23 protein-coding genes are annotated in these 26,062 nt (G+C 74.7%); 9 read left to right on the forward strand and 14 right to left on the reverse strand.

The window, feature by feature from the left end:
* Positions 1–92 precede the first annotated feature (92 nt).
* A complete protein-coding gene (locus tag AB0R04_RS24365; RefSeq protein WP_363374606.1) occupies positions 93–2,648 on the reverse strand; it encodes a cytochrome P450 in 2,556 nt (851 codons plus the stop codon).
* A 340-nt stretch (positions 2,649–2,988) separates the two neighbouring features.
* Here AB0R04_RS24365 and AB0R04_RS24370 point away from each other — a divergent pair, with 340 nt between their 5' ends.
* From AB0R04_RS24370 to galE, 4 genes are all read left to right on the forward strand, one after another.
* A complete protein-coding gene (locus tag AB0R04_RS24370) occupies positions 2,989–3,726 on the forward strand; it encodes a sigma 54 modulation/S30EA ribosomal C-terminal domain-containing protein (RefSeq protein WP_363374608.1) in 738 nt (245 codons plus the stop codon).
* A gap of 91 nt (positions 3,727–3,817) precedes the next feature.
* Complete coding sequence (locus tag AB0R04_RS24375; RefSeq protein WP_363374611.1) at positions 3,818–4,249, forward strand: hypothetical protein; 432 nt, start codon at positions 3,818–3,820, stop codon at positions 4,247–4,249.
* Between the two features lie 768 nt (positions 4,250–5,017).
* A complete protein-coding gene (locus AB0R04_RS24380) occupies positions 5,018–5,671 on the forward strand; it encodes a hypothetical protein (RefSeq protein ID WP_363374612.1) in 654 nt (217 codons plus the stop codon).
* Positions 5,672–5,787: 116 nt separating this feature from the next.
* Positions 5,788–6,804 (forward strand): UDP-glucose 4-epimerase GalE, encoded by a 1,017-nt coding sequence (galE, locus tag AB0R04_RS24385; RefSeq protein ID WP_363374615.1) that lies wholly within the window; start codon positions 5,788–5,790, stop codon positions 6,802–6,804.
* Between the two features lie 39 nt (positions 6,805–6,843).
* On the opposite strand, the gene AB0R04_RS24390 is transcribed toward galE, so the two are convergent.
* Positions 6,844–7,539 carry a lytic transglycosylase domain-containing protein gene (locus AB0R04_RS24390; RefSeq protein ID WP_363374618.1) on the reverse strand — a complete coding sequence of 232 codons (696 nt, stop codon included), beginning with the start codon at positions 7,537–7,539 and terminating at the stop codon, positions 6,844–6,846.
* Positions 7,540–7,623: 84 nt separating this feature from the next.
* A complete protein-coding gene (locus AB0R04_RS24395; protein WP_063350645.1) occupies positions 7,624–7,830 on the reverse strand; it encodes an antitoxin in 207 nt (68 codons plus the stop codon).
* Between the two features lie 259 nt (positions 7,831–8,089).
* Here AB0R04_RS24395 and AB0R04_RS24400 point away from each other — a divergent pair, with 259 nt between their 5' ends.
* Both AB0R04_RS24400 and AB0R04_RS24405 read left to right on the forward strand, forming a co-directional pair.
* Complete coding sequence (locus AB0R04_RS24400; protein WP_363374620.1) at positions 8,090–8,665, forward strand: DUF6542 domain-containing protein; 576 nt, start codon at positions 8,090–8,092, stop codon at positions 8,663–8,665.
* A complete protein-coding gene (locus tag AB0R04_RS24405) occupies positions 8,658–10,253 on the forward strand; it encodes an LCP family protein (protein WP_363374622.1) in 1,596 nt (531 codons plus the stop codon). Before AB0R04_RS24400 ends, AB0R04_RS24405 begins: the two co-directional genes overlap by 8 nt.
* 73 nt (positions 10,254–10,326) lie before the next feature.
* Here the strand turns inward: AB0R04_RS24405 and AB0R04_RS24410 are convergent, their stop codons facing one another.
* Complete coding sequence (locus AB0R04_RS24410; RefSeq protein WP_363374625.1) at positions 10,327–10,779, reverse strand: hypothetical protein; 453 nt, start codon at positions 10,777–10,779, stop codon at positions 10,327–10,329.
* A gap of 140 nt (positions 10,780–10,919) precedes the next feature.
* Complete coding sequence (locus tag AB0R04_RS24415) at positions 10,920–12,158, reverse strand: MFS transporter (protein WP_363374627.1); 1,239 nt, start codon at positions 12,156–12,158, stop codon at positions 10,920–10,922.
* A gap of 137 nt (positions 12,159–12,295) precedes the next feature.
* On the opposite strand from AB0R04_RS24415, the gene AB0R04_RS24420 reads away from it, so the two are divergent.
* Positions 12,296–12,739: a helix-turn-helix domain-containing protein gene (locus AB0R04_RS24420; protein ID WP_363374630.1), complete on the forward strand. Its 444-nt coding sequence runs from the start codon at positions 12,296–12,298 to the stop codon at positions 12,737–12,739.
* Between the two features lie 76 nt (positions 12,740–12,815).
* On the opposite strand, the gene AB0R04_RS24425 is transcribed toward AB0R04_RS24420, so the two are convergent.
* Complete coding sequence (locus tag AB0R04_RS24425; protein WP_363374632.1) at positions 12,816–14,192, reverse strand: DUF6777 domain-containing protein; 1,377 nt, start codon at positions 14,190–14,192, stop codon at positions 12,816–12,818.
* Positions 14,193–14,620: 428 nt separating this feature from the next.
* Here AB0R04_RS24425 and AB0R04_RS24430 point away from each other — a divergent pair, with 428 nt between their 5' ends.
* On the forward strand, positions 14,621–16,018 hold the full coding sequence (locus AB0R04_RS24430; RefSeq protein WP_363374634.1) for a streptophobe family protein: 1,398 nt from the start codon (positions 14,621–14,623) through the stop codon (positions 16,016–16,018).
* 21 nt (positions 16,019–16,039) lie between these two features.
* Here AB0R04_RS24430 and AB0R04_RS24435 read toward each other — a convergent pair whose 3' ends face one another.
* The 4 genes from AB0R04_RS24435 to AB0R04_RS24450 form a co-directional block, all read right to left on the reverse strand.
* Positions 16,040–16,414, reverse strand: coding sequence for a DUF1304 family protein (locus AB0R04_RS24435; protein ID WP_350885526.1), 375 nt, complete (start codon positions 16,412–16,414; stop codon positions 16,040–16,042).
* Positions 16,415–16,470: 56 nt separating this feature from the next.
* Positions 16,471–17,463, reverse strand: coding sequence for a serine/threonine-protein kinase (locus AB0R04_RS24440; protein WP_363374834.1), 993 nt, complete (start codon positions 17,461–17,463; stop codon positions 16,471–16,473).
* Positions 17,464–17,615: 152 nt separating this feature from the next.
* The gene (locus tag AB0R04_RS24445) at positions 17,616–18,206 is read right to left on the reverse strand and encodes a hypothetical protein (protein WP_363374637.1); all 591 of its coding nucleotides are present in this window, start codon (positions 18,204–18,206) and stop codon (positions 17,616–17,618) included.
* A gap of 129 nt (positions 18,207–18,335) precedes the next feature.
* Positions 18,336–20,738, reverse strand: a complete 2,403-nt coding sequence (locus tag AB0R04_RS24450; RefSeq protein WP_363374640.1) for an ATP-binding cassette domain-containing protein — start codon at positions 20,736–20,738, stop codon at positions 18,336–18,338.
* A gap of 148 nt (positions 20,739–20,886) precedes the next feature.
* On the opposite strand from AB0R04_RS24450, the gene AB0R04_RS24455 reads away from it, so the two are divergent.
* Positions 20,887–22,224 carry an acyltransferase gene (locus tag AB0R04_RS24455; RefSeq protein ID WP_363374643.1) on the forward strand — a complete coding sequence of 446 codons (1,338 nt, stop codon included), beginning with the start codon at positions 20,887–20,889 and terminating at the stop codon, positions 22,222–22,224.
* Between the two features lie 59 nt (positions 22,225–22,283).
* Here AB0R04_RS24455 and AB0R04_RS24460 read toward each other — a convergent pair whose 3' ends face one another.
* The 4 genes from AB0R04_RS24460 to AB0R04_RS24475 are packed head-to-tail and all read right to left on the reverse strand — an operon-like array spanning position 22,284 to position 26,037.
* On the reverse strand, positions 22,284–23,072 hold the full coding sequence (locus tag AB0R04_RS24460; protein WP_063350656.1) for a DUF3050 domain-containing protein: 789 nt from the start codon (positions 23,070–23,072) through the stop codon (positions 22,284–22,286).
* Positions 23,073–23,105: 33 nt separating this feature from the next.
* The gene (locus tag AB0R04_RS24465) at positions 23,106–24,074 is read right to left on the reverse strand and encodes a transketolase C-terminal domain-containing protein (RefSeq protein ID WP_363374646.1); all 969 of its coding nucleotides are present in this window, start codon (positions 24,072–24,074) and stop codon (positions 23,106–23,108) included.
* The gene (locus AB0R04_RS24470) at positions 24,071–25,126 is read right to left on the reverse strand and encodes a thiamine pyrophosphate-dependent dehydrogenase E1 component subunit alpha (RefSeq protein ID WP_363374649.1); all 1,056 of its coding nucleotides are present in this window, start codon (positions 25,124–25,126) and stop codon (positions 24,071–24,073) included. The genes AB0R04_RS24465 and AB0R04_RS24470 overlap by 4 nt, the downstream gene beginning before the upstream one ends.
* Entirely contained in the window at positions 25,123–26,037 is a 915-nt protein-coding gene (locus tag AB0R04_RS24475) for a phytanoyl-CoA dioxygenase family protein (RefSeq protein ID WP_363374652.1), read from the reverse strand. The genes AB0R04_RS24470 and AB0R04_RS24475 overlap by 4 nt, the downstream gene beginning before the upstream one ends.
* Positions 26,038–26,062: the final 25 nt, after the last annotated feature.

Here is a 26,062-nt window from a genome sequence, read left to right on the forward strand (position 1 = left end):
AGGGAGTCCATGCGGAGTATCGGCGACCGACGACAACGCGGCGAGGTGCGTGCTCCGGCGTCGCGCGCCCGGCGTGATCCGAAAGAGAGCCCCTACGTCCGAGGGCCGTCCGTCACGAGGTAGCGGTCGCTGGTGCTGGTCCAGGCCTGGACGCCCTCGATGAGCTCCCGGGTGCCGTCCAGGTACCAGCGCCCGGCCGGGTGGCGGTGGCGCAGGTCGCTGCGAAGGGCGTCGTTCTCCCGCCGCAGCCGGGCGACCCGGGAGCGGACGGCGCCGACGGCCCGGCTGCGGGTGCAGCCGCGGATCCGTTGCAGGGTGAGGACGGTGTTGAAGGCGGCCGCGCTCTGGCGTTCCTCCCGCTCCAGTGAGTACAGGTCGTTGATCAGCGTGGCGGCGTCGGCGGTGTTGGCACGCAGCCGGTGCAGTGCGGGCTCCGCGTGGAGGGCGGCGGGGGCGTCGGCGCCGTGGACCCGTTCCAGTATGTTCATGAACGGGTAGAGACAGCTGCCGTGGCGGCGCAGCCGCATGGTCTCGGGCAGGCCGAGGGCGGGGACGGTGCCGTGGGCGCGGTGTTCGGCCTCGGCGGGGAAGGTCTCCAGGCAGGCCTGCCACTCCCGGGCGGCCCGGGCGCGCCAGTTGGGGGACATGCCCTGCGCCTGGCGGCTCCACAGGTCGTGCCAGGCGCGGAGCACGTGGTCGCCGGAGCGCGGCGCCGGGCCCGCGCCGACCGGCGCGGAGGCGCCCGTCCGATCGGCCCCGGTGCGGTACAGGACGTCGATGAGCGGGTCGACGACGTCGCGGGCTTCGACGGGGCGGCGCCCGGGCGGGCCGTCGAAGCGGTCGTCGAGGATGGTGAACCAGCCCAGCATGTCCACCAGCAGGTCGAGGTCGGCGCCGTGGGCGCGGGGGAAGGCGTGGCCGATCAACTCGTGCAGGGCGTAGGCCCCGTAGCGGGTCATCTCGGGCGGGGTGAGGAGGTTGCGGCCGACCACCCAGGCGGCGTGCCGGGCCGCGGCGGTGCGCAGTTCGCCGGACCGTTGCGGGAGTTGGGGCGCGGCGGGGGCCGGGGCGGGGATGCTCACCGGGCAGCGGGCCGCCGGCGGGGCCTCGACGGCCGCCCGGTCGTCCCCCGCTAGGTCCTCTCCCGCTCGGTCCTCTCCCGCTCGGTCCTCTCCAGCCCGGTCGTCCCCCGCCCGGTCCTCTCCCACCCGGTCGTCCGGCGGGCTGTCCGGGCGGGGCACCCGGGCGCCGCGCGGGGTCAGCCGCACGCGCAGCCCGTGCGCCTGGACCGTCGTCCACACCACCTCCCGGGCCCGGGCGCCGGGGACGGCCACCGGCCGCCAGCGGCGCAGGATCGCGGCCGCCGCGACCGTCAGCTCGGCCCAGGCGAAGGCCTCCCCGATGCACTTGTGCTTGCCGGCCCCGAACGGGAGGAAGGAGTGCCGCCCGGCCCCGCCGGATTGCCAGCGCTCCGGGCGGAAGCGCAGCGGGTCCGGGTAGCGGTCCGGGTCGCGGTGCAGTGCGGTGAGGCTGTAGAGCAGTTCGGTGCCGGCCGGGATCCGGTACGGGCCGAGGTCCACCGGCACCTGGGCGGTGCGCATCAGGAAGGCGTTGGGCGCGTGCAGCCGCACCACCTCCTGGGTGACGCTGCGGGTGTAGGTGAGCCTGGCCAGCGCCTCGGGGGTGGGGACGGCTCCGGCGGGCAGGTGCTCGTCGAGTTCGGCGAGCACCCGGGCCTCCACCTCGGGGTGGCGCAGGAGTTCGTCGAGGAGCCAGGTCAGCGTGGTGGAGACGGTCTCGGTGCCGGCGCCGAACATGGTGATCGCCTCGGACCGGACGTCCGCCTCGGTGAGCGGCCGGCCGGTGCCCGGGTCGGTGGCGGCGCGCAGCAGGGCGGGCAGGGTGCCGCCCCGCTCGGTGGATCGGGTGCCCGTCGGCCTGACGGCCTGGTCGACGACCTGGTTGAGCACCCGGACGGCGGCGTCGAAGCGCCGGTTGACCGCCAGTGGCAGCCGGGCGAGCGCCGGGTGCGGGTAGAGGGACTGGACGATCTGGCCCTTCACCAGGTCCGGCAGGGCCTGGTGGAAGGCCAGGGTGGCATCCTCGCTCAGCCGGGCGTCGAACAGCGAGCGGGTGACGATCTCCAGCGCGAGGTGGTTCATCTCCTTGGCCACGTCGAGGACTTGCCCGGGGTGCCAGCGCCTGGCCCGCTCCTCGGTGACCTGGTGCATCACGGCGACGTACTCGGCCATCCGGTCCGGCCCGAAGGCGGGTTGGATGATCCGGCGGCGGTCGCGGTGGGCCTGGCCCTCGGACATCAGCAGGCCGTCGCCGAACGCCGTCTTGAGGGTGTCCTGGACGGCGCCGCGCGGGCAGTCGTAGGCGAGGGCGACGAGCAGGGTGTGGACGAGCGGGGCGTCGGTGACCACGCAGACGGTGCGCGGCCCGAGCCGGATCCGGACGACGCCGCCGTGCCGGGAGAGCGAGCCGAGGAAGCCGAGCGGGTCGCGCAGCAGGGCGGCCGCGTGGCCGAGGCCGGGGACGGCGCCGGGGGCGAGCGGGGGGACGGCCGAGCGGGTGGCGCGGGGTGCGGTGGGTGCGGTTCTCGGGGGGAGGTCCCGTTGCCGCGTCTCGGTCAGCAGGGTCATGTCAGTACCTCTCATCAGAGGAGCCGGTGCGGACGGTACCGGGGGCCCCGACGGGCCGGCCGGGAGGTGGGGGGCCGGCTCGCGCGGATCCGCGCGTGCCCCGGCTGGAGGGGCGCACGTCATGGCAAACGCGCCGGTTCGACGGGCGTTGCGCCGAACGCGGGTGGATCACTCCAACGGTCGATCATCCGCAGTGGCTCCGACCGCCCCGGAACGCGGTGCTGACCTGCGGCGAAGGCCCCACCGGAAAGATCCGGGCCGGGCCCCTCGCGCAGGGTCTTTGGACCCTCGCCGCCCGGCCGCCCGAGGGCCAGCATGGTCCGGGAGAAGGAGGACCCTGATGACCAGTCTGCGCCACCAGCCCGCCCTCGACGTCCGGGTGGAGATCCGCGGCGAGCTGCCGCGCGAGAACGCCGAGTACGCCCGGGCGCAGGCACTGGACACGGCGGCCGGGCTCGGCCCCGGAACCCGCGCGCTGCGCATCCGGCTCACCCGCGTGCGCGACCGGGCCATGACCCGGCCCGCCCTCGCGCAGGCCCACGTCGACCTGGCCGGCGCCGGTCCGGTCCAGGTGCAACTCGCCGCCGCCACCGCCCGCGAGGCCGTCGACGTCGCCCTGGGCACCCTCGCCGGCCGGGCCGCCCGGCTGCGCGAACAGGGCGACATCGGATTCGCCGCCGCCCACGAGAGCGCCTACCGCCCGCAGTACGCCGCCCGCCCGCTCGCCGAACGGCGGATCGCCCGGCGCAAGGAGGTCGTCCTCGCCCGCCGCACCCCCGAGCAGGCCACCCGCGAACTGCTCGCGCTGGACCGGCCGTTCCACCTCTTCGCGGACGCTGTGACCGGCCGGGACGCGCTGGTCCACCGCTGCCCGCTCAGCGGCGCGCCCGAGGCGGGCCGGTCCACGGGCGCCGACCCGGCGGACCCGCTCGACCTCACCGAGGCGGCCCGGCGGATCTGGCTGACCGGCGGCCCGTTCGTCTGCTACGCCGACCCCGACGACGGCCGTGCCCGGGTGCTCTACCGCCGCTACGACGGCCACTACGGCCTGATAACGCCGGTAGCGGAGCCTCGTTGACGGGCAGGAGAACCACCGGGGCGGGCCCACCGGCCCCGATGGCCACGACCGCCACGACCGCCACGACTTCCACGACAGGGGAACCGGGACCATGGACTGCGACGAGGTCATGCTGACCGTCCGGATCACCGCCGCCGAACGCGCGCTGCTGCGGGCCCTCGCCCGCGGCCACGGCGGGGACGTCTCCGAGGTGGTGGTCGACGGCCTGCTGGAGGTCATCCCCGCGCTGCACGACGACGCCTCCGCGCTGCAACTGCGGCGCGTCCTGGCCCGGCCCGCCCCCTGCGCCCTGACCCTCTGGCTGCCCGCCCCGATCGCGGACCTGCTGCCGCTGCTGGGCGAGCGGATCGCGCGGACCGGCGGCCCGTCGAGCGGACCGGCCAGCGCCGCGCTGTCCGCCGCGCTGCGCCTGTGGCTCGCCGGGGACCGGGCGGGGCTGGCCGCCGGGCTGGCCCGGCTGCACGGCGGCTGCGCCGGCGGGCGGGCGGCGGCGCAGCAGGCCCCGGTGCGGGCGGCGGCCTGACCGGTTCCGGTGGCCGGTCGGCGGCCTGGCCGGTGGTTGACGATGCGTCAGTCTTCGGTCTCAGCCGGCATGTCCTGGGCGGGAATTGGCCAGTTCAGGACTCTGGTCAGGGCCCCGTGGCACGCCCTAGCATTCCCGTCACGGCCGTCTGAGCCCAGGCCCCGGGACTCCGGCCGGGTGGCCGCCACCACCCCGTTGCCGGGGAGCGCACACCCCCCGAGTGCGCTTCCCGGCACCGTCATGTCCGGGGTTGTCCCCCGGGGGCTCTCGGGTTGCCCCCCTCCACTTCGCGCGACCCGGTCCGCCGCGTGCGAGCGGCTGAATTTCGCAAGAGGTTTTCGTTATTCCCGTGCGGCCCACCGCTCTCCTGAGTGCCGGAAGGTTCGGGCCCCGCTCCGCGGGGCGCCCGTACCTCGCACGAGGAGGGGAAACGCGATGGGACGCCGGAGCGCGGAGCCGCGCCCCCCGTAGCGGCAACTCGCCTCCGGCGTCGGCCGGTTCACTTCACGGCGGGTGGCGGCGCGCTGGTGCTCGGGCTCGACGGCCGCTGGTACTACGGTGGTCGGTTAGGGCGTGTCCTGATCCACAAGACACGCCCCCGGGGGGAGTTCCAGCAGCCCGAACGGCCGGCCGTGCAACAACCGGCCGCTGCTGAAGGCCTCCTGAGACCGTCCGGCGGCGCCGGGTGCGGGCGCCGCCACCACCCGGTGGCGCCCGCACCCGGCGTCACCGCTCCCTGCCCCTCACCCCTCACGAGGATTGCCCGCCATGCGAACCCGACCCTTCGTCGCCGCCCTCGCCCTCGCCGGTGCGGCCGTGTTGCCCGCCGCCGTGCCGGTCGCCGCCCACGGCGACACCGTCCACCTGGACGTCTCCGGCCAGCGGAACGGCCGCGTCAGCACCGTCGCCACCTGGGAGAACGACCACGACCCGGTCACCGGGGAGTTCACCGGCACGCTGGCCGCGACGGCCACCGACGGTCGCACGGTCGGCCCCTGGCGCCTGGTCGCCGTCCCGGGCGAGCCGGGGACGTACACCACCCGGGAGATCCTCCCGGCCGGGCACTGGCGGGTGAGCGTCGACTGCGCATTCCCCTCGCCGGGGCACGGCGAGGGTGAACTCGACGTCGAGGCCGCGGTGGTCGGCGATCCTCCGCTGCCGGGGGCGACGGGCGCGACGACCGGCGCCCCGGCTCCGATACCCGCGCCCGCTCCCACGGGCACTCCCACTCCCACTCCCACACCCGCCGCCCCGACCGCCCCGCCGGCCGCCGACAGCGCCGCCCGGGCCCGCTCCGCCGCCCGCGACACCCCCTCCGACACCATGCCCGACGCCGCCACCTGGGCCGCGATCGGCACCGCCGTCGCGGCCGTCGTGCTGGTCGCCACCGGCTTCTGGCTCCGCCGCCGCCCCCACCGCTGAGTCCGCCGCCGCCCCCACCGCTGAGCCCGGCGGCGGAACCATCGAGCGCGAACCACCGTCCCAGAGATCACCGGGCGCCACCGGGCGCCCGGCCGACCGCAAGGGAGCGTCCGCGCATGAAGAAGGTCCTGATCACCGGCGGCGCGGGATTCATCGGCAGTTCGGTGGTGTTCGCCCTCCTCGACCAGGGCATCACCCCGGTCATCCTGGACGACCTGTCCAAGGGCCGGGCCGAGTTCGTCGAGGGCAAGGTGTTCTACCAGGGCGACGTCGCCGATGTGGCCCTGCTCGACCGGATCTTCGCCGAGCACCCGGACATCGACGCCGCCGTGCACTGCGCGGCCAGGATCGTCGTCCCGGACTCGGTGGCCAGGCCGCTGTACTACTACCGGGAGAACGTCGGCAAGACCATCGAACTGCTCGACGCCCTCCAGCGCCACGGCTGCACCCGCGTCGTCTTCAGCAGCTCCGCCTCCATCTACGCGCCCACCCCGGACGCGCGGGTCGACGAGAGCAGCCCGGTCGAGGCCAACAGCCCCTACGCGCGCACCAAGCTGATGATGGAGCAGGTGCTCCAGGACTGGACCAGGGGGGAGGGCGCCGAGCGGCAGCGGGTCATCTCCCTGCGCTACTTCAACCCGATCGGCGCCGACCCGCGGCTGCGCAGCGGGCTCCAGGACCTCAACCCCACGCACGCCCTGGGCAAGTTGATCGAGGCGCACACCAACGGCACCCCGTTCACCGTCACCGGTGTCGACTGGGCGACCAGGGACGGCTCCGGCATCCGCGACTACGTCCACGTGCGGGACCTCGCCGAGGCGCACGTCGCGGCGCTGCTCCGCTTCGACGAGGTGATCGCCGAGGGCGCCGAGGACCGCTACCGGGTCATCAACGTCGGCACGGGCGACGGCACCACCGTGCGCGAGCTGATCGCCGCCTTCGAGCAGGCCGTCGGCGCGAAGCTCGACGTCCGCGAGGCGGGCCCCCGGCCGGGCGACGTGATCGGCTGCTACGCGGCCGTCGACACCGCCCGCGAGCTGCTCGGCTGGGAGCCGCGGCGGGGCATCGCGGAGGGCGTCGCCGACGCGCTGGCCTGGCGCGCGCAGTGGGCCGCCCGCCTCGACGCCAGCTGATTCCCGGCGCGGCCGCCCCCGCCCCCGGGGGCGGCCGCGCTACTGGACGGCCGTGCCGGACTTGGCCCAGTTGTCGTGCAGCCGGTCGAGGTAGGACTGCGCCTGGGAGCCCACCTTGACCCCCCGGGCGAAGGCCAGCATGTTGCCCGCGCCGGCGTTGTAGCCGAGGGCGAGGAGCTCGTCGTGGTTCAGCGGCGCGCTCGGCCGCGCCGGGAGCTGCCCGGCCAGGTCGTGCAGGTGCCAGGCGGCCGCCTGGACGGCCAGGTCGCGGTCGTCCGGCAGTTCCTCCCACTGGCGGTCGGCGAAGGGGCGGCCGGGTTTGGTGTCGTCGAAGGCGGCGCGGTGCATGTTGGCGATGCCGAAGGAGGCTTCGGGCTTGCCGCGCTGCCAGGCCCGTTCGAGCTCCGGGTCGTGCGGCTTGTACGACTCGTTGTAGAGGATCGCCATCAGCAGCTGCGGGTTGACCCCGGCCTCGGCGGCGAACCGGCGCACCGGGGCCGCGTAGTCGGCGGGGTCGTAGCGGCCGGACGGCTTCGACGGCGCGGTCGAGGCTGACCCGGACGGGGCGGACGCGGAGGGCCCGGCACCGTCCGGGGACGGGGCCGCCGACGGGGAGGCGCCGGACGACGCCGTGGTGGGGTGGTCACCGCCGTGGACGATGCCCCACCCGGCCGCGACGAGTACGCCGACGACCAGCCAGCGCCCCCAGCGCGACCCCTGTTGCCCCTCGCTCATCGCTGCCGACCCCTCCCCGTGTGCCCGTGCCCTTGTTCGACCGTCGTACTGCCGATCGTGCCGGCGACCGTGCCCGGTGGCAGGCTACTCGGCCGGCTTCTGCTCGCCGTCGAGGTTGCGCAGGAAGCCCTTGGCCTTCTCGACGCCGGTGTCGATCTGGCCGCTGTACTTGCCGTCCGTGCGGTCGTCGATCACGTCGCCGACCTTGTCCAGGCCCTGCCCGAGCACGCCGCTGTGCTCGCGGGCGAGGTCGGTGGCCTTGTCCGCGAGGTTCTTCAGACTCTCAAACATGGTGACGCTCTGCTCCTCTGACGCGTTCCTGATGGTGTGCCGACGTGGCGGGGGATCATGACCATCCTAACGACGGCCCACCAGGCGTTCGGCCGCTGCCGAAGGACGGCGGGTGACTTTGCCGGAATGGGTTTGTATGCTCCAGCCCAACTTCTACAGCCCTGTAGAAGTTGGGAACCGCCACCAGGACGGAACGCGTCCCGGCACGCACAGCGGCGCGCACGCGCCGCGGCAGCCGAAACGAGCGAGGGAAGTGCGCATGGCCGGCCAGCGGGCGAGAACGCCGTACCAGGACGCGGGACCGCGCACCGAGGACCCCGCCCTGCCCGCGCAGCGCTCGCGCGCGGCCGCCCCGGCGGAGCCCGCCGCGCCGCCCGCCGCCCGCCCGCCACGGCCCGCGGCCTCCCGCCGCCGGCCGCAGGCCCGCCGGGGCGGCCGGCTGCCGGTGCTGCTCACCGCCGTCGGCCTGCCTGTCCTCGGCGGTGTCGCGGACGAGCTCGGGGGCCCCGGGGTCGGCGTGCTCTTCGCGGTCGGTGCGGTGGGCGGGACGGGCGCCGCGGCGGCGCTGTGCAGCCGGGCCGGCCGCTGGTGGGTCGTCACCGCGGCCCCGCTCGTGGTGCTGCTCGGCGCCGCCGGCATCGAGTACCTGGCGAACCGGGACGCGTACCAGGGCAAGCAGCTCGGCACCGGCGCGCTGCGGTGGGTGGTGGGGGCTTTCCCGGTGATGGCGGCGGCGGTGGGGGTCGCGCTGCTGGTCGTCGCGGTCCGCATCGCGCTCGACCGCCGACGGCTCCGCAGGGCGGGTACCCCGACCGGAAGGAGCCGTCGTGGCTGAACGCGCCGCCCGCCTCCGCCCGCGCGGCCGCGCCCCGCGCCGCGCCGCCGCCCCGCTGACCGTCGCCGGGCGCACCCTCGCCTGCACCGTCTCCATCGCCGTCCTCGGTGCCAGCGGCTTCACCTGGTACGAGTACCGCAGCCTCGACGACGGCATGACCAAGTCCACCGCGCTGAGCGAGGCCAAGAAGAACGCCCCGCCCCACCTCGACAAGTCCGTCAACCTGCTGCTGATCGGCCTCGACAGCCGCAAGGACATGGACGGCAACGACCTGCCCAAGCAGTTCGTCGAGGACGAACTGCACGCCGGGTCGAGCGAGATCGGCGGCTACAACACCAACGCCCTGATCGTCCTGCACATCCCGGCCAACGGCGGGAAGGTCACCGCGCTGTCCGTCCCGCGCGACGACTACGTGCAGACCCTCGGCGCCGACGGCAAGATGCACAAGATCAAGGAGGCCTACGGCATCGCCAAGGTGGCCGCCGAGCAGAAACTCGCCGGCAAGGGGCTCTCCAAGGCCGACCTGGAGCGGCAGAGCCGCGAAGCCGGACGCTCCGCCACCATCCAGACCGTGCAGGGCTTCCTCGACGTCCCGATCGACCACTTCGCCGAGGTCAACCTGATCGGCTTCTACGACATCGCCAAGGCCGTCGAGCCGATCCAGGTCTGCCTCAACCACCCCGTCGACGATCCGATCACCGCCCGCACCGCCGCCCACGAGGGCGGCGGCACCGGCCTCAAGCTCCCCGCCGGCATCAGCTCCCTCAACGCCGCCCAGGCCCTCTCCTTCGTCCGCCAGCGCCACCACCTCGCCAACGGCGACCTCGACCGCACCCACCGGCAGCAGGCGTTCATCTCCTCCGTCGAGTACCGGCTCAAGCAGCAGGGCATCCTCAACGACTTCGGGCAGATGCAGAGGCTGTTCGGGGTGGTGAAGAAGGACGTCGTCATCGACAACGAGTGGAACATCCTCGACTTCGCCCAGCAGGCGCCCAACCTCACCGGCGGGAACGTCGAGTTCAACACCCTGCCGATCACCGGGTTCAAGACCGTCGGCGGCCAGGAGGTCAACACCGTCAACCCGGAGCTGATCAAGAAGATCGTCCGGCAGCTGTTCAACCGCGAGCCGGCCCCCGTCCAGGCCGTCCCCGCGCCCACCGAGACGGTCACCGAGCCGGCCACCCCCTCGCCGTCCGCCGCCGCCTCCCCGACCGCGACCAGGGCCGTCGTGGACGTCAACGCCGCCGCGGGCGCCGGCACGGCCGCCACCGAGTCCAAGGCCCTCACCGAACTCGGCTACCAGGCGGGGAGGATCGGCGACGCCGCCGCCAGGACCAGGGCCACCACCGTCACCTACGGCAGCGGCGCCAAGGCCGACGCCCAGCAGCTCGCCACCCGCTACGGCGTCACCGCCACCGCGGCCGCCGTCGTCGCCCCCGGCCACATCGTCGTCACCCTCGCCGTCACCCGCACCCCCAGCCCCTCCGCCGCCACCACCGGGCCGGGCGACGCGGCCACCGACCCCGCCGCCGGCCTCCCCATGCAGGGCCCCGCCGTCAAGGCCGGCGGCATCCCCTGCGTGGACTGACGGGCGGCGGCGGGCGCCGTGCGGCCGCACCCGTGAGGCGGTGGGCGAACCGGCCCGGCGGCCGAACCGGCCGTCACAGGAGGGGAGTCCGGCCCCGGGCGCGCTGGACGAGCAGGCCGACCAGCCACAGCAGGACCGCCGTGGCGCCCACCGCGGCCAGCACGTAGGTCGCGGGCATGTCGTCGTTGGGGTAGTGGTCACCGGCCACGCGGACGGTGGCCGGGTCGTCCGCCGCCGCCTCCAGGGGGACGGTCATCCCGACGTGCGGTTTCTCGACCCGTTTGAGGCCGAGCGCCGACGTGCGGTAGTCGCGATCCCCCACCCGGTAGGTGACGGTGTAGAGCCAGCCGCCCTTGCGCAGGGTCACGGCACTGACCGTCCCGTCCACCCGCAGCGGCGCGGCGTCTATCCGGCTCGCGGCCCGCCACTGCGCGGACGCGGCGAACAGGCTCCAGCAGAGCACCAGCAGCGAGACCACCGCGCCCGCCAACGGAAGGGACCACACCCGGCGTAACACTGCCTTCATGGCTCGGACGATACCCGCCCCGTGACGCGCCGTCGGTGGCCGGGGCGAAGCCCCCTTCGAGAGTGACACGGCGGTGGACTTCGCCGACGACCTGGCGCGGACGCCGCCGGATCAGGGGGAGGAGTCGTTCCGAGGCTTCGTCAATTCTGCTTCCTGGCAAGCCAGTAGAGCAGTGCGGCCAGACTGGTGGCCGCGCCGAGGAGGCAGACGGCCGTCCAGCCCCAGTGCTCGTAGACGACGGTGGAGCCGATCGCGCCCGCCGCACAGCCGGCGGAGTAGAGCAGCATGTACCCGGCGGTGAGCCGGCTCTGCGCCTCGGGGCGGACCTGGTACAGCAGGTGCTGGTTGACCACGTGCACGGACTGCAGGCCGTAATCGATCACCACCATGGCGAGCACCAGCCACCACACCGAGTGCGGCAGCAGGGCCGCCGGGATCCAGGCGGCGAGCATGGCCAACAGGCCGATGCCGGCGGTGCGTTCGGCCCGACCGAGGTCGGCTTGCCGGCCCGCGCGGCCGGCACCCAGGGCTCCGGCAGCGCCGGCCAGGCCGAACAGTCCGATCTGGGTGTGGCTGAGGTTGAACGGCGGGGCGGCGAGCGGGAGCACCATCGGGGTGAGCAGGACGGTGATGGAGGTGAAGGTGAGCAGCGCGAGGACCGCCCGGGCGCGGAGCACGGGCTCCTCGGCGAAGAGCGTGAACACCGAGCCGATCAGCCGGGGGTAGCTGATCCGAGCGGTCTGCGAGGTTGGCCCGGCCTGAGAGGTCTGCCCGGTCGGCCGGTGGCGTTCGGTCGGGAGGACGACCGCGACGGCGAGGGCCATCGCGCCGGTGGCGACGGCGGACACCACGTAGACGGCGCGCCAGCCGGCCAGGTCGCCGATGGTGCCGGCGACGGTGCGGGCGAGCAGGATGCCGACCACGATGCCGCTGGTGACGGTGCCGACCACCCGGCCCCGGTCGGCGGGCGCGGCGAGCGAGGCCGCGTACGCGACGACGACCTGGGCGACCACCGCGAGGACTCCGACGGCGGCCATCGCGGCAAGCATCAGCGGCGCGGAGGGGGCGAGCGCGACGGCGGCGAGGGCGAGCACGGAGAGCCCGAGCTGGGCGGTGGTGAGGGTGCGGCGGTTGACGTGGTCGCCGAGCGGGACGAGCAGCAGCAGGCCGAGCGCGTAGCCCGTCTGGGTGAGGGTGCCGACGAGCCCGATGGTGGCCGGGTCGATGCCGTAGTCCGCGGCGATGAGGTCGAGCAGGGGTTGTGAGTAGTAGACGTTGGCGACGGCGAGGCCGCAGGCGACGGAGAGGAGCCAGGCGGCGGCGGGTGGCAGGCCGCGCGGGGGCGCTTCGGCGGTGGTGGCGCGGGTGGGCGAGGTCATGGGCGGGACTTCCTGGTGGCGGGCACGGTCGGACTGGTTTCAAAGTGCTACCACGCCACCCTGGCATACTGTGGTTTTAATAAGCAACCACGCGACTCGCCGCTAGGCTGGGCGCCGACCGGTGGAAGGTGGGAGAAGTGCCGAAGCGCACCACGCACGAGGAGTCGACCTGCCCGGTCGCCCGCCCGCTCGACGTCGTCGGCGACGGCTGGACGCTGCTGATCGTCCGCGACGCCTTCGACGGGCTGCGCCGCTTCGGGCAGTTCCAGAAGAACCTGGGCCTCGCCAGGAACATCCTTTCGGCCCGCCTCACCAACCTGGTCGCCAACGGGGTGTTCGAGCTCGCGCCGGCCGCCGACGGCAGCCCGTACCAGGAGTACGTGCTGACCGAGAAGGGGCGCGCCCTCTTCCCCGTGATCACCGCGCTGCGGCAGTGGGGCGACCAGTGGTTCTTCGCGGAGGGCGAGCCGCGCGCCCGGCTGGTGGAACGCGGGTCGGGCGCGCCGATCGAGGCGATGGAGGTCCGCGCGGCCGGTGGCCGGGTGCTGGGGCCCGAGGACGCCGAGGTGCTGCTGCCCTGAGACGCGTCGCCGCCACCGGCGGACGGGCGGCCGGTGGCGGCGGGTGGTGGCGGGTGGTGCGGGGGAGTCGGGCGGATCAGCTGGGGGTGGCGCTCCCGGCCGTCGCGGTCTTCGGGGGTTCGGGGGCCGTCGCGGTGGTGCCGGGGGCGGTGCCGTTGGTGGTGCCGTTGGTGGTGTTCGTCGTGGTGGATCCGGTCGTGGTCGCCGGGGCCTTGGTGCTCGGCGTCTGGGTCGGGGTCTGGGTCGGTGTCTTGGTGGTGGACGAACCCGTGGACGAACCCGTCGAGGAGCCTGCGGACGACCCCGTGGACGAGCCGGTCGAGGAGCCGGTGGACGCGGACGAGGTGCCGGTCGTCCTGGTCGTCCCGGTCGGGGTGCCCGAGGAGGTGGACGACGTTGCCGAGGCGGAGCCCGTCCCGGTCGAGGCGCCCGAGGACGTCGCCCCGGACGAGGTCGCTCCGGAGGACGTGGCCCCCGAGGAGGTCGCCCCGGACGAGGTCGAACCCGAGGTCGTCGCCGAGCCGGACCCGGAGGTCGCCCCGGAGGTGGCCCCGGAGGACGAGGCGGAGGTCGAGTGCGACGTCGAGGCCGTGCCCGCCGGCGTGGTGGGCGTCATCTTCCCCGGCGGCGGGACGCCCGGCGCCAGCGGCCCCTTGGGCGGTCCGACGTTCCGGTCGACCACGTCGATCCGCCCGGTCAGCCGGGAGAACCAGCCGCCCGTCTCGATGTTCACCAGGATGATCTCGGTCACCGGCTGTGGCGCGGGCACCACGACGACCAGCGTGGTCGGGTGGAAGCCGGCCCATGCCTTCCCGGTGTACTTGGCGTCGCTCACCAGCACCGGCGGCTTCAGCGGGTTGCCGCAGGAGCAGCGCACCCGGGGCACGCCCTGGGAGTCCACCAGGACGGCGGTGCCGGCCTGGAGCGCGGACTGGTATTCGGCGACGGCGCCGCTCTTGTAGTTGTGGTTGGTGACCCGGGTGTCCACCCGCAGGTAGGCCGAGGTCAGCGAGCGCAGGTAGGACGGGATCTCGGACTGCTGGACGCCCGCGGCGGAGGCCCAGGCGCGGCCGGAGTCCCCGCTGGAGACCATCCCGATCAGGCGCTCGGTGTCGCAGCTGGGCTTGGTCATCGTCCCGCCGTACAGCCCGGCGGAGCTGCCCTCGACGCTGTGGATCACCGCCGGGGAGGCGGCCGTGGACCGGCCGCCCGGCCCGGACTGCGGTGCCTGGGCGGACTGCGGCGCCGGCCCGGACTGCGGCTCCTGGGCGGGGGCGGGGGCGCTCACCCCCTGGGTTTCCACCGATGGGGTGAACGGGTCCGGCCCCGGGTCGGCCGGGGCCTGGAGGGCCACCTCGTTGGCGGCCGGCAGGGTGTCGTGGTGACCGCCACTCTGGCTGTTCACGATCAGCACGGTGGCCACCACGGCCACCGCCAGCGTGCCGGCGGCCAACGCGAGCCCCCGCCCGGAGCGCCACCACGGCGTGTGCGGCCCCCGACCGCCGCCGGAGGACGGCCCTGACGGACCGGACGGACCGGACGGCCCTGACGGACCAGACGGCCCGGAAGGCCCGGAAGGGCCGGATGACCCGGGCGGCGGCCCGAACTGGCCGCCGCCCGACGGGGGACCTGCCAGCGGGCCGGACGGGGGGCCGTGGGGCGGCTCGCTCGGCGGGCCGGACGGGGGCGGTTGGGAACTCATCGAGGCTCCGTTTCGCAGGCGGCCGGCGGATGCGCCGACCCGGGAAGCTCCTGCCACTGGCCTCCATTTCCCCCCGGCTCCCCACCCGCCGCAACAGCAGGTGCGGAAACCGTCGCCGAGCGTGCCCGCCGGGTGTCGGCCACCCTGGAACGCGAAGCCCGACGCACCGAGGAGGCGCCATGCAGCAGCCCACCACCCGGGTCGCGGGCCCGCCCGGCGCCCTGCGCGGCTGGCTGGACGCGCTCGCCGTGGTGCTGGCCGGGTTCGCCGCCATGGCGGCGGTGGCCGCGCTCGGCCTCTGGCTGGCCGGCGCCGACGACCTCCCGGGGGGCGGCTTCCCGGCCGTGCTGGCCGGGGCGGTGGTGCTGGCCGTCGGCGGCGCCGTCCAACTCGACGGCGGAGCCGGGCAGTTCGCCGCAGTGGATGCCGGGATCAGTGCCATGCCGCTGTCCGTCTCGCTGGCCGGCGCGGTGGTGATGGCCGAGGTGTTCCTGCGTCAGCTGCGTTTTCGCGCGGTGGCCGGCGGCGGCGAACTGCTCGGCCGGATCGCCCGCACGGTGGTGCTCTGGCTGGTCGCCCTCGCGCTGCTCACCCTCGGCGCCCGGCACACCTTCGTCGTCCCGCTCGGCGGCGACCTGGCGCAGACCATCGGCGGTGCGCTCGGGCTCACCCCGGAGGTCGGCTTCCACGCGGACGCCCTGAGCACGGTCGGCATCGGGCTGGCCTGGCTGCTCGTCGTCCTCGCGGGCACCTTCGCGGTGTCCCGGCGGGCACCGCTGCCGCGGGCCCTGCTGCCCTACCAACTGGCCGTCCGCCCGGCCGCGTTCGCGCTCTGGCTGGTCCTGCTGGCGTACCTGGTGATCGGGCTGGCGGCCGGGGTGCTGACCGCGATCGTGCACGGCAACGCCCGGCAGACCCTGGCCGTGCTGCTGCTCGCTCTGCCCGACCTGGTCTGGCTGGCCTTCGGCGTCGGGCTCGGCGCGCAGTGGCACGGGCGGCTCAGCGGCGCGCTCGGCCTGCCGGTGCCCAGGCCGCTCGCCGAGGTGCTGCGGGCGCCGGACGGGCAGCAGGCCACCATCAGCCTGGGCACCCTCGCCGACCAGGACGCGCGCAGCTGGTGGCTGCTGCCGCTGGCCGCCGTGCTGCTGCTCGCGGCCGGCTTCCTCGCCGCGTACCGCTCGCCGCGCACCGTCCGGCTCTGGCAGCACGCCGTCCGGTTCGCCCTGGCCGGCGCGGTGACGGTGCTGCTGGTCGGGCTCTGGACCAGGGCGGACGCCGACTACGGGCTGTCGGTGCTCGGCGTCGGCGTCGGCCAGGGCGGCCTCGGCGACCTGATCGGCTCGTTCCTCGGCGGCGCCAACCCGCTGGCCGGCCTCGGCAGCGGCAGCCTCACCCTGCGCCCGGTGCTGTGGACGGCCGTCCCGCTGGCGGCGGGCTGGGGCCTGCTGGCCGGCGCGCTGGGCGCCCTGCTGGCCGCCCGCACCGGCCGCCGGGGCGAGGTCTCCAGCGACGACGTCCCCGGTGGCGACGTCTCGGGTGGCCAGGTCTCGGGTGGCGAGGTGCCCGGGGCGGGGTGACGGCTGCCGGGCGGCGCGCGCTCAGAACGCCTCGGCGATGAGGATCGCCGCCGCCGGCAGCGCCTGGGCGAGGGCGCCGCGCCAGACCTTCGGCTCCGAGGCGAAGAGGGTGATCCCGCCGGCGACCATGAACGCGGCGACGTAGCTGATCACGGCGCGGCCGGAGGCGGCGTGCCCGGTGTGCAGTAGGACCAGTCCGGCGACCAGGCCGAGCGCCAGGAACAGGTTGTAGAAGCCGACGTTGAAGCGCCACAGCCGGACTTCCGGCGCGTCCGCCGTGCTGCCGGTGAGCAGGAAGCGCACCCGCGGGTGGCCGTACAGGAAGCTCTCCAGCGGCCACGCGAGGAGGTGGACCGCGGCGGCGATCACGGCGAAGACCTGGCTCACGGCGTTCATGGCGGTCGGCTTCCTGGGGGTCGGACGGCGGTGGACGGCGGTGGACGGTACGGCGCTCACCGCGGCGGCGGGTGGACGACCGGGGCGGCCCACGCGGGCGGCTCGGGCACGACGGCCGCCGCGGCGAGCCCGGGGACGACCGCCTGGACGACCCGGGTCGGCGGCCCGTTCCCGCTCCCGCTCCACGCCCTTGGCGCGGTGCTGAGGCCGGGCACGACGGCGGTGGCCGCGCGCAGCTCGGCGACGAACTGCAGGCAGCTGGCATAGCGGTCCTGGGGGGCCTTGGCGAGCGCCCGGGCGACCGCCGCCCCGACGGCGGCGGGCAGGTCGGGGCGGTGGTCGCGCAACGCGGGCGGCGGGTCGTTGAGGTGCGCCCAGAGCAGCGCCACGTCGCTCTCCCGGCGGAACGGCGGGGCGCCCGCGAGCATCTCGAAGACCACGCAGCCGAGGCCGTACTGGTCGCAGCGCCCGTCCAGCGGCTTGCCGGAGATCTGCTCGGGCGCGGCGTAGTCCAGCGTTCCGACGATCTGGCCGACGCTGGTCAGGCCGCTCAGCGAGAGGGACTTCTTGGTGAGGCCGAAGTCCGCCAGGTACAGGTGTTCGGGGTGCTCGCTGTCCGTCCCGGCGGCGACCAGCACGTTGCCGGGCTTGACGTCCCGGTGGACCAGGTCGTGGTCGTGCGCGGCGTCGAGCGCGGAGGCGATCTGCAGGGCCAGCTGGGCGGTCCGCTCGGCCGAGAAGGGGCCGCCCCGGTTCATCAGCCCGCGCAGGTCGCCGCCCTCGACGTAGCGCATCGCGATGAACAGGATGCCGTCGTGCTCGCCGGCCTCGAACACCGGGATGATGTGCGGGTGGTCGATCGCGGCGGCGGCCTCGGACTCGTGCATGAAGCGCTGCCGGAACACCTCGTTGCGGGCCAGTTCGGGGGCGAGCAGTTTGACCGCGACGGTCCGGCCGAGCCGCAGGTCCTTGGCCCGGTACACCACGGCCATGCCGCCGCGGCCGATCTCGCGTTCCAGCCGGTAGCCCGCGATCCGGCGCCCGACCATGCCGGCCGGCAGGCCGGGTGCGGACGGCCGGTCGGCATGGTCGAGCTGGTCGGCATGGCCGGGGTGGTCTTCGGGTACTCGTTCGGCCGACTGGACCGCGGGCTGGGCGGCCGGCCGGTCGAGGGGGCGTTCGGGGGGTCGTTCGGCCGGGGTCACGGCGCGCCCGGCCGGGTGGGGGCGTACGGAGCGGGCGCGGGCCCCGGCGGGGTGGCGGGGGCGGGCGACGGCGTGGGGGACGGCGTGGGCGACGACCCGGGCACCGGCCGGTCGGTGGCCGCGTACGTCTGGAGCTGGAGCCCGTCGCAGTAGCACCAGCGGTCGCGCACCGGGTCGAACACCCAGAGCGCCTCGGCGTCCACGACCAAGCCGATCCGCAGGCCACGGGTCCGCTCCCGGAAGGCCTCCAGGTCCAGGGCGCCCGCCGCGAGGTCCTCCAGCAGGGCCCGGTAGCGGGCCACCGCGGCCTCGGCCTCCACGAGCGCCGGGCGCGGGTCCGCCGTCCGGGCGGGCGGGCCCCCGGCGGTGGGCGGCGGCTCCGGGAGGGCGACCAGCAGACGGCCGTCGACCCAGGCCGTCCAGCCGTTGGAGCAGAGGATCTGCGCCCAGTCGCCCTGCCGGGCGACCACCCGCACCGGCAGCAGCGCGTCCAGCCGGGTGGCGGGCCGGGCCGGGTCCGGGGCCGCCCAGGTGGCCATCCCGGCCGGTGGGGCGACGTGGGTGGGGCGGAACGCGAACTCGTCCATGGGCGGCTACATTTCCTCCGCCGCGCGAGCCCGCGGCTGCGCGCGGTCATAGCGATGGGACTCGCACCACAGGTCGCTTCCCACTGTACCGGCGGTGGTCGGCAGGGGCCCGGGGTCGCCCTTCGAGGCTCAGCGCCGCATGATCGCGGGCTCGTGCCGCCGCAGCAGGGCCAGCACCAGCAGCCCGTACGCGACCGCGAGGCCGGGCAGCACCGCGATGTCGAGCAGCCAGCCGGCGCGCTCGTGGCGGAACATCGGGTCGGCGGTGATCGCCGTCGGGAAGATGCCGTGCAGCTCGACGGTGCGGGCCATCGCGGCCATGCCCCAGCGGGACGGGATCAGCCAGGCGAACTGCTCCAGCCCGGGCACGCCGTGCAGCTTGAGCATCAGGCCGCTGAAGACGATCTGCACCACCGAGAGGAGCACCAGCAGCGGCATGGTGGCCTCCTCCTTGTCCACGATCGCCGAGACCACCAGGCCGAGCATCATCGCCGAGAACGCCAGCAGCGCGACCGCGATGATCAGTTCGGGCAGCTGCGGCATCACCACCCCGGTCGGCACCGCCCAGGAGAGGTCCACCCCGGCCAGGCCGACCACGGTCAGCACGGCGGCCTGGGCGACCGTGACCGTGCCGAGCACCACCACCTTGGAGACCAGGTACGCCGATCTGGACAGTCCGACCACGCGCTCGCGGCGGTAGATCGCCCGCTCCTTGACCACCTCGCGCACCGAGTTGGCGGCGCCGGTCAGCAGGCCGCCGATGCACAGCGTGAGCAGGCAGTTCACGGCGTTGTCCGGGGTGAGCCGGGAGCCGGCCATCACCCGGCACATCAGGCCGATCACGAAGGGCAGCACCACCATGATGGTCAGGAACAGCCGGTCGGCGGCGAGCACCGCGGTGTACCGGCGCACCAGGGTGCCCAACTGGGAGAACCAGCCCTGCGGCTTCTCCCAGCCGATCGGGTCCCGCCCGGCCACCGGTGCCTGCGCCGGCCCCGCCGCCTCCGGCGCTCCCGATGCCGCGGCCGGCGCTCCCGGTACCGCGGCCGGCGTCAGGGACACCGCCTCGGCGGCGACGTACCGCTCGTACTGCGGGGAGGAGCGGAAGCGGCGCTGCCAGGCCTCGTGGTCCTCGCTCTCGAAGGCCTCGAAGGCCTCCGGCCACTCCGCGAAGCCGAAGAACGCCAGCGCCTCGCCCGGCGGGCCGTAGTAGGCCGTCCGGCCGCCGGGGGCGAGCACCAGCAGGCGGTCGCACACGTTCAGGCTCAGCACGCTGTGCGTCACCACGACCACCGTCCGGCCGTCGTCGGCCAGCCCGCGCAGCATGTGCATCACCGAGCGCTCCATGCCCGGGTCCAGACCGGAGGTCGGCTCGTCGAGGAACAGCAGCGAGGGCTTGGTGAGCAGCTCCAGCGCGACGCTGACCCGCTTGCGCTGGCCGCCGGAGAGGCTGCCGATCACCTGGTCGGCCCGGCCGGCCAGGCCCAGCTCGTGGACCACCTCGACGACCCGGGCCTCCCGCTCGTGCTTCGCGGTGTCGCCGGGGAAGCGCAGTTCGGCGGCGTAGCCGAGCGCGCGGCGGACGGTGAGCTGGGTGTGCAGGATGTCGTCCTGCGGCACCAGGCCGATCCGGCGGCGCAGTTCGGCGTAGTCGCGGTAGAGGTCGCGCCCGTCGTACAGCACGGTGCCCTCGTCGGCGGGGCGCAGCCCGGTCAGGGCGTTGAGCAGGGTGGACTTGCCGGCGCCGCTCGGGCCGGCCACCGCCAGCAGCGCCTTCTCGGCGAGCGGGAAGCTGACGTCGTCCAGCAGCACCCGGTGGTCGGAGCCGACCCGGACCACCAGGTGCCGTACGTCCAGGGAGATCTCGCCGGTGTCGGTGTACTCGACCAGGTGGTCGTCGGCGAGGCAGAGCGCGGAGTGGCCGATGCCGACGATGTCGGCCGGGCCGACCGGCGCCCGCTGCACCGGGCGGCCGTTGTGGTAGGTGCCGTTGTGGCTGTCCAGGTCGACGATCTCGTGGCCGCCGCCGGGCAGTTCGCGCAGTTCGGCGTGGTGGCGGGAGACCACCAGGTCGTCCAGGACCAGGTCGTTGTCGTGCGAGCGGCCGATCCGGACCGTGCGGCCGGGCAGCTGGAGCACCGAGCTGGGGCTGCGGAAGGTGCCGGAGGCCTGCGGGGCGAGCAGGGAGGGCCGCTCGCCGGGGTCGGGGCGGGGCAGGCCGGCGAAGGTCGCGGACGGGCCGTCGGCCGGGTCGCCGAAGCGCAGCCGGGTGCCGGGGCCGATGTCCTCGCGGTCGACCCGGTGGCCCTGGTCGTAGGTGCCGTTGGTGCTGCCGACGTCCTCCAGCAGCCAGTGCCCGTCGGTGGCCCGCAGTACGGCGTGGTGCCAGGAGACCCGGGGGTCGTCCAGGACGATCTCGCTGGTCGGGTCGCGGCCGAGGTGGTAGGCCAGGGCCGGGTCGATCAGCAGCGACCCGGTGTCGGTGACCAGGACGAGGGGCGGCGCGGTGGGTGCGCCCGGGCGCTCTCCCATGCTGGGCATTCTATCGCCGCAGCAGTCCAGCGGCCTTTCCGGATCCCGGGATTGGACTGGACCACTGTGACGGCGCGGCACTATCGTTCGGCGTGCCCGCACGCCACCCGCAGAACAACCGGGGACGGAACGCATGAACAGTTGGCCGGTGTTGCGAAGATCCCGGACTGTCAGGGCCGGCCGCGCCCCCGGAACGGTGCTGCACTGCGGCCTGATGGACACCATGCTGGCGGACCTCGCCGTCTCGGTCGTGCTCTACTTCGACCAGGCGCTGGACGAGGACCGGCTGGCCGCCGGACTGGCCCGCGCACTGGACCGGGTGCCGGTGTTCGCCGGGCGGCTGCGCACCGGCGGGGGAGGCGCCCTCGAAGCGGTCTGTGACGACTCCGGCGTCCCGCTGGACGTCTACACCGTGGACGGCACGCTCGCCGAGGCGATGGGCCGGGTGACGGCCGCCGGCTCCGAACTGGTCGATCCGGTGGACGCCCCGGCCGCGCGCGGCGGCGGCGTTCCGCTGCTCACCGTCCGGGTCACCCGCACCGGCGACGGGGGGACGGTGCTGGGATGCTCCTGGCACCACGCGATCGGCGATCTGCACAGCTTCATGCTGTTGCTGCGGATCTGGTCGGCGGCGGTCGAGGGCGAGGAGCTACCGGAGGCCGAACTGGTCGAGGACCAGGACGAGTTGCTGGACCGGGTGCTCCCGGCCGAGGACTGCGGACGGCCCGGCTTCCGGGTGCCCTCGACGGCGCAGGCGCAGCTGCTGGCCCGCGAGGTGGCGCTCGGTCCGCGGGCCAACCGGACCGTCCAGATCTACTTCGGGGACGCCGAAGTCGAGCGGATGCGCACGGAGTTCAGTGCGACGGCCGGCCGGCGGCTCTCCTCCGGTGACGTGCTCTGCGCTCATGTCGTCAGCACCATAAGGGAGTTGGACGGCGACGGGGCGGAGCGCTGGCTGACCGTACCGGTCAACGCCCGGCGCTGGCTCGGACTCTCACCCGCCCTGGTGGGCAACCTGCTGGGCGACGTCCACGTGTCGCACCGGCCCGAGGACGGCCCGGCGGCGCTCGCGGGCGCGCTGCGGGCGGCGGTCGAGGAGTTCCCGGCCGCCCACCTCAACCTGCGTTCCAACCTCGGGTTCCTGGCCTCGCTCGGCCGCTCCCGGTTGCGGGACTGCGTGCCGCTGGGCTTCGACCCGCAGGAGCGCCGGTTCAGCTTCTCGAACTGGAGCCGGTTCGGGGCCTATCGGGTGAGCCTCCAGGGGCACCGGCCGGTGTTCTTCAGCCCGGCCGCCAACTACCCTCTTCCCTGGGTGAGTTGGACGGTTGAGGGGTTCGGCGGCGCCGGCTACCTGACCACCGTGGTGCTGCCGGCCCGGCTCGCCGCCCGGGTGCGGGGGGCGGAGGGCCGGGCCGCGCTGCACCGTTTCCGGACGGCGGCGGACGAACTGCCCGCGTCGGCCGCCGCCGTCCCGAAGGTGGTCTGAGCCGCACCGCATGGCGTGAGGCGCGGGTGAGCCGCGGGGTGAGCCGCGCCCCGGCCGCGCTACGCGAAGGCGGCCTCGATCGCCGTCCACAGCTGCACCCGGGCGCGCAGCGCGGTGCGGACGGTCTCGGCGCACTCGTCCCACTTGGCCTGGTCGTCGCCGCACAGGTCGATCAGCATCTGCATCGCCATCGGGGTGTGCTGCTCGCCGTCCACCTCGATGTGCCGGGCCAGGTAGTCCTTGAAGACGGTGAGCACGCCGTCCGGGTCGTCGATGCCGACCACCTGGGCGAACATGTCCGGGATCAGGTCCTCGCGGCCGAAGGCGAAGGCGGCGGCCCGGCAGTGCACCGGCGCGTTCTCGATGATCGACCAGGTGGTGCCGGTGAAGTCGACGGCGGCCTGCGGCACCGCGGCGGCCTTCAGCGCCTCCGGGACGGCGGTGCCGGTGCCCAGCAGCCCCAGGAACTCCTCCACCGGGCCCGGGTCGGCGCCGGCCTGCCGCATGCCCTCGACGTACAGCTCGAAGTGGCTGGTGTAGCCCTCCCCGAGTTCGTCGCTCTCCTCGACCAGCACGATCTCGTTGATCAGCCGGCGGCTGGCGGTCGGCCCGCTCGGGACCCACGGGACCTCGACGCTGGTGAGGTCGCGCTGCAGGCTCTTCAGCAGCGACATGAAGTCCCAGACCGCGAAGACGTGGCTGTCCAGGAAGGTGCGGACGCGCCCGATGCTGGTCAGCCCGCCGTACACGCCGTGGCCGACCACCTCGCGGCGCAGCGGGTCGATGGCCTGCTGGAGGCTGGTCAGGCCGGGGTGCGAACGGTCCCAGTGGTAGCGGTTGGTGGACAAGGCGGCTCCTTCTGCTCGGGGGTCTCAGGGGTCTCAGGGGTGCTTGAGGACGGCGTGCAGGGCGTGGCGCAGCTGCTCGCGGCCGGGCTGCAGGGCGCGGTCGAGGGCGGGGGCGAACGGCAGGACGGTGCCGTCGGGGCGGGTGACCCGTCGGGGCGGGGCGATCAGGCGCATCTCCTCGGAGGCGGTGGCCAGCACCTCCGCGGCGAAGCCGCAGCTGCGGTTGGAGTCGTCGAAGACGACCAGCCGGCCGGTGCGTTCCAGCGAGGCGGCGAGCGCGGCCCAATCCATGGGGTACAGCGTGCGGGGGTCGAGGACTTCGACCGAGATGTCCTCGGCGACCTCGTCCGCCACGGCGAGCGCGTCGTGCACCAGGTGTCCGACGGCGACCACGGTGACGTCGGTGCCGGGGCGGTGGATCCGGGCCTGCCCGAGCGGGATCGGCGCGAGGTCCCAGGTGACGGTCTCGCGCACCGGGAGGGCGGCGGCGGGCGCGAACACCACGACCGGGTCCGGGTCGCGGATCGCCGAGCGCAGCAGCCCGTAGGCGTCGGTCGGGGTCGCGGGCACCACGGTCTTCACCCCGGCGTGCGCGAACAGGCTGTACGGGTGGTCGGAGTGCTGCCCGGCCCAGCCGTCCCGGGAGCCCGAGCCGGGCACCAGGCAGGTCAGCGGGACGCTCGCCTGTCCGCCGGTCATCAGCGAGAACTTGTGCGCCTGGTTGACGAGTTGCTCGAAGACCAGGAACAGCAGCGAGGGGATCTGGAACTCCAGCACCGGGCGCCGCCCGGCGAGCGCCGCGCCGATCGCCATGGCGGTGAAGGCCTGTTCGGACAGCGGGGTGTCGACGATCCGCTCGGGCCCGAAGCGGTCCAGCAGGCCGAGCGTCGGGCCGGCCATCCCGGCGCCGATGTCCTCGCCGAAGACGCAGACCGCCGGGTCGTCGGCGAGTTCGTCGGCGATCGCCCGGTTGAGGGCCTTGGTGTACGAGAGCCTGGTCATGCCACCGCCCCGGCTCGGGGCCGCAGGCCGTCGGCGTACAGGTGGTCCGACGCGCCGGCCGGGTCGGGGTGTTCGGAGGCGAGGGCGAACTCCTCGGCGGCGGCGAGCTGGCGGGCCACCGCGTCGTCGAGTTCGGCGACGGCCAGCTGCTCCAGCTGGGCGGCGGCCCGGGGGAGCGGGTCGCGGGCGCGCCAGGCCTCGACCTCCTCGGGGGTGCGGTAGTGCAGTTTCATCCGGCGTTCCATGGTGTGGTGGCCCTCGTAGCGGTAGGTGCGGCATTCCAGGAAGCCGGGGCCGCCGCCGGACCGGGCCCGCTCCACCGCGCGCAGGGCGGCGGCGCGGACGGCCTCGGTGTCCATACCGTCCACCTCCTCGGCGGGGATGCCGAAGGCGGCCGCCCGCCCGGTCGCGCTGCCCGCGACCGCGGTGGCGGCGGGCAGGGTGGTGGCGTAGCCGTTGTTCTCGCAGACGAACACCACCGGAAGCTGCCACATCGCGGCGAGGTTGAACGACTCCAGCAGCACGCCCTGGTTGAGCGCGCCGTCGCCGAAGAAGGCCACCGCGACCCGGCCGTCCCCGGCCTGCCGGGCGGCCCAGGCGGCGCCGACCGCGATCGGGGCGCCGGCGCCGACGATGCCGTTGGCGCCGAGGATGCCCAGCGAGAGGTCGGCGGCGTGCATCGAGCCTCCCCGGCCGCCGTTCAACCCGTCGACGCGGCCGGCGAGTTCGGCGAGCAGCCGGTGCGGTGCGGCGCCCCGGGCGAGCACGTGGCCGTGGCCGCGGTGGGTGCTGGTGAGCCGGTCGGCGGGGCCGAGCGCCGAGCAGACGCCGACCGCGACGGCCTCCTGTCCGATGTACGGGTGGATGCCGCCGGGGATCGCGCCGGCCTTCACCAGGCCGAGCGCCAGCTCCTCGAAGCCGCGGATCAGCCGCAGCATCCGGTAGCGCTCGGCCGGCGTGTCCAGCGGCGCGGTGCCGGGAACCGCGGCACCGGGAGCAGTGGTGCCGGGAGCCGCGGCGCCGGGGGGCACGGTCGCCGGGGGAGCCGTCACCGGGCCCCCCGCCAGATGGTCGGGCAGAACTGCGGGTCGGCGTAGTCGGGCCGGCCGTCGTCGGTGCGGCGCACCAGCACGTCGTGGTTGTACACCACCGGGCCGCCGTCCGCCCGGGTGTGGTGGCGGTACTCGTTGGCGCCGTCCTGAAGGTGCAGCGAGACGGCCCGGCGCGGGAAGGAGGCCAGGTTGGGGCCGCTGCCGTGGTAGGTGCGGCAGTGGTGGAAGGACATGTGGCCGCGCGGGATGTGCATCGGGACGGTGCGCACCTGCTGCCCGTTGTGGGCGGCGTTGGCGGCCAGGATGTCGTCGAGTTCGGTGCGGTCGCGGTCGGCGAAGTGGCGGGTGGAGTCCTCGCCGGAGTCCATCTCCCGCCAGCGGTGGCTGCCGTCCACCATGGTGATGGTGCCGTTCTCCTCGCGGCAGTCGTGGAACGGGATGAACGCGGTGAGCATCTCCTCCGAGGTGGAGGTCTGCCAGTAGTGCTTGTCGAAGTGCCAGGGCACCTGGTTGCTCGGCTCCCCGGGCACCGGCGGCTTGTAGATCAGGGTCGCCTGGAACACCCGGATCTCCTCGGCGCCGGCCAGCAGGGCGGCGACCGCGCCGATCAGCGGCTTGCGCAGGATCGCGCCGATGGCGTCGCTCTCGTAGTGCACGTAGTCGTTGTGCCGCTGGATCGGGCCCTGCGAGGGCTCCCAGGCGGCCAGGCGCGGCGGGCGGGCGGGCAGTTCGCGGTCGCGGTGGCCGCCGTAGTAGAGCTCGGTGGCGGCCTGGAGGGTGTCCAGTTCCTCGTCGCTGAACAGCTTCCGGGACAGGTACCAGCCGTGCTCGCGGTAGTGGGCCACCTCCTCGGGCGTGGGCAGCAGGGCGTGTTCGGCCTCGCTGAGGCGGAACTCGACGGCGGTGGTCATGGGGTGTGCCCCTTCTTGAGGTGTG

The organism is Kitasatospora sp. NPDC056731 (genome assembly GCF_040687675.1).
Taxonomy (GTDB): domain Bacteria; phylum Actinomycetota; class Actinomycetes; order Streptomycetales; family Streptomycetaceae; genus Kitasatospora.

Excerpts from the sequence above, each read along its gene's own strand:
- AB0R04_RS24365 (WP_363374606.1), bottom strand. The coding sequence starts at position 2,648 with ATGACCCTGCTGACCGAGACGCGGCAACGGGACCTCCCCCCGAGAACC.
- AB0R04_RS24370 (WP_363374608.1), top strand. The coding sequence starts at position 2,989 with ATGACCAGTCTGCGCCACCAGCCCGCCCTCGACGTCCGGGTGGAGATC.
- AB0R04_RS24375 (WP_363374611.1), top strand. The coding sequence starts at position 3,818 with ATGGACTGCGACGAGGTCATGCTGACCGTCCGGATCACCGCCGCCGAA.
- AB0R04_RS24380 (WP_363374612.1), top strand. The coding sequence starts at position 5,018 with ATGCGAACCCGACCCTTCGTCGCCGCCCTCGCCCTCGCCGGTGCGGCC.
- galE (WP_363374615.1), top strand. The coding sequence starts at position 5,788 with ATGAAGAAGGTCCTGATCACCGGCGGCGCGGGATTCATCGGCAGTTCG.
- AB0R04_RS24390 (WP_363374618.1), bottom strand. The coding sequence starts at position 7,539 with ATGAGCGAGGGGCAACAGGGGTCGCGCTGGGGGCGCTGGCTGGTCGTC.
- AB0R04_RS24395 (WP_063350645.1), bottom strand. The coding sequence starts at position 7,830 with ATGTTTGAGAGTCTGAAGAACCTCGCGGACAAGGCCACCGACCTCGCC.
- AB0R04_RS24400 (WP_363374620.1), top strand. The coding sequence starts at position 8,090 with ATGGCCGGCCAGCGGGCGAGAACGCCGTACCAGGACGCGGGACCGCGC.
- AB0R04_RS24410 (WP_363374625.1), bottom strand. The coding sequence starts at position 10,779 with ATGAAGGCAGTGTTACGCCGGGTGTGGTCCCTTCCGTTGGCGGGCGCG.
- AB0R04_RS24415 (WP_363374627.1), bottom strand. The coding sequence starts at position 12,158 with ATGACCTCGCCCACCCGCGCCACCACCGCCGAAGCGCCCCCGCGCGGC.
- AB0R04_RS24430 (WP_363374634.1), top strand. The coding sequence starts at position 14,621 with ATGCAGCAGCCCACCACCCGGGTCGCGGGCCCGCCCGGCGCCCTGCGC.
- AB0R04_RS24435 (WP_350885526.1), bottom strand. The coding sequence starts at position 16,414 with ATGAACGCCGTGAGCCAGGTCTTCGCCGTGATCGCCGCCGCGGTCCAC.
- AB0R04_RS24440 (WP_363374834.1), bottom strand. The coding sequence starts at position 17,463 with ATGGTCGGGCGCCGGATCGCGGGCTACCGGCTGGAACGCGAGATCGGC.
- AB0R04_RS24445 (WP_363374637.1), bottom strand. The coding sequence starts at position 18,206 with ATGGACGAGTTCGCGTTCCGCCCCACCCACGTCGCCCCACCGGCCGGG.
- AB0R04_RS24450 (WP_363374640.1), bottom strand. The coding sequence starts at position 20,738 with ATGGGAGAGCGCCCGGGCGCACCCACCGCGCCGCCCCTCGTCCTGGTC.
- AB0R04_RS24465 (WP_363374646.1), bottom strand. The coding sequence starts at position 24,074 with ATGACCAGGCTCTCGTACACCAAGGCCCTCAACCGGGCGATCGCCGAC.
- AB0R04_RS24475 (WP_363374652.1), bottom strand. The coding sequence starts at position 26,037 with ATGACCACCGCCGTCGAGTTCCGCCTCAGCGAGGCCGAACACGCCCTG.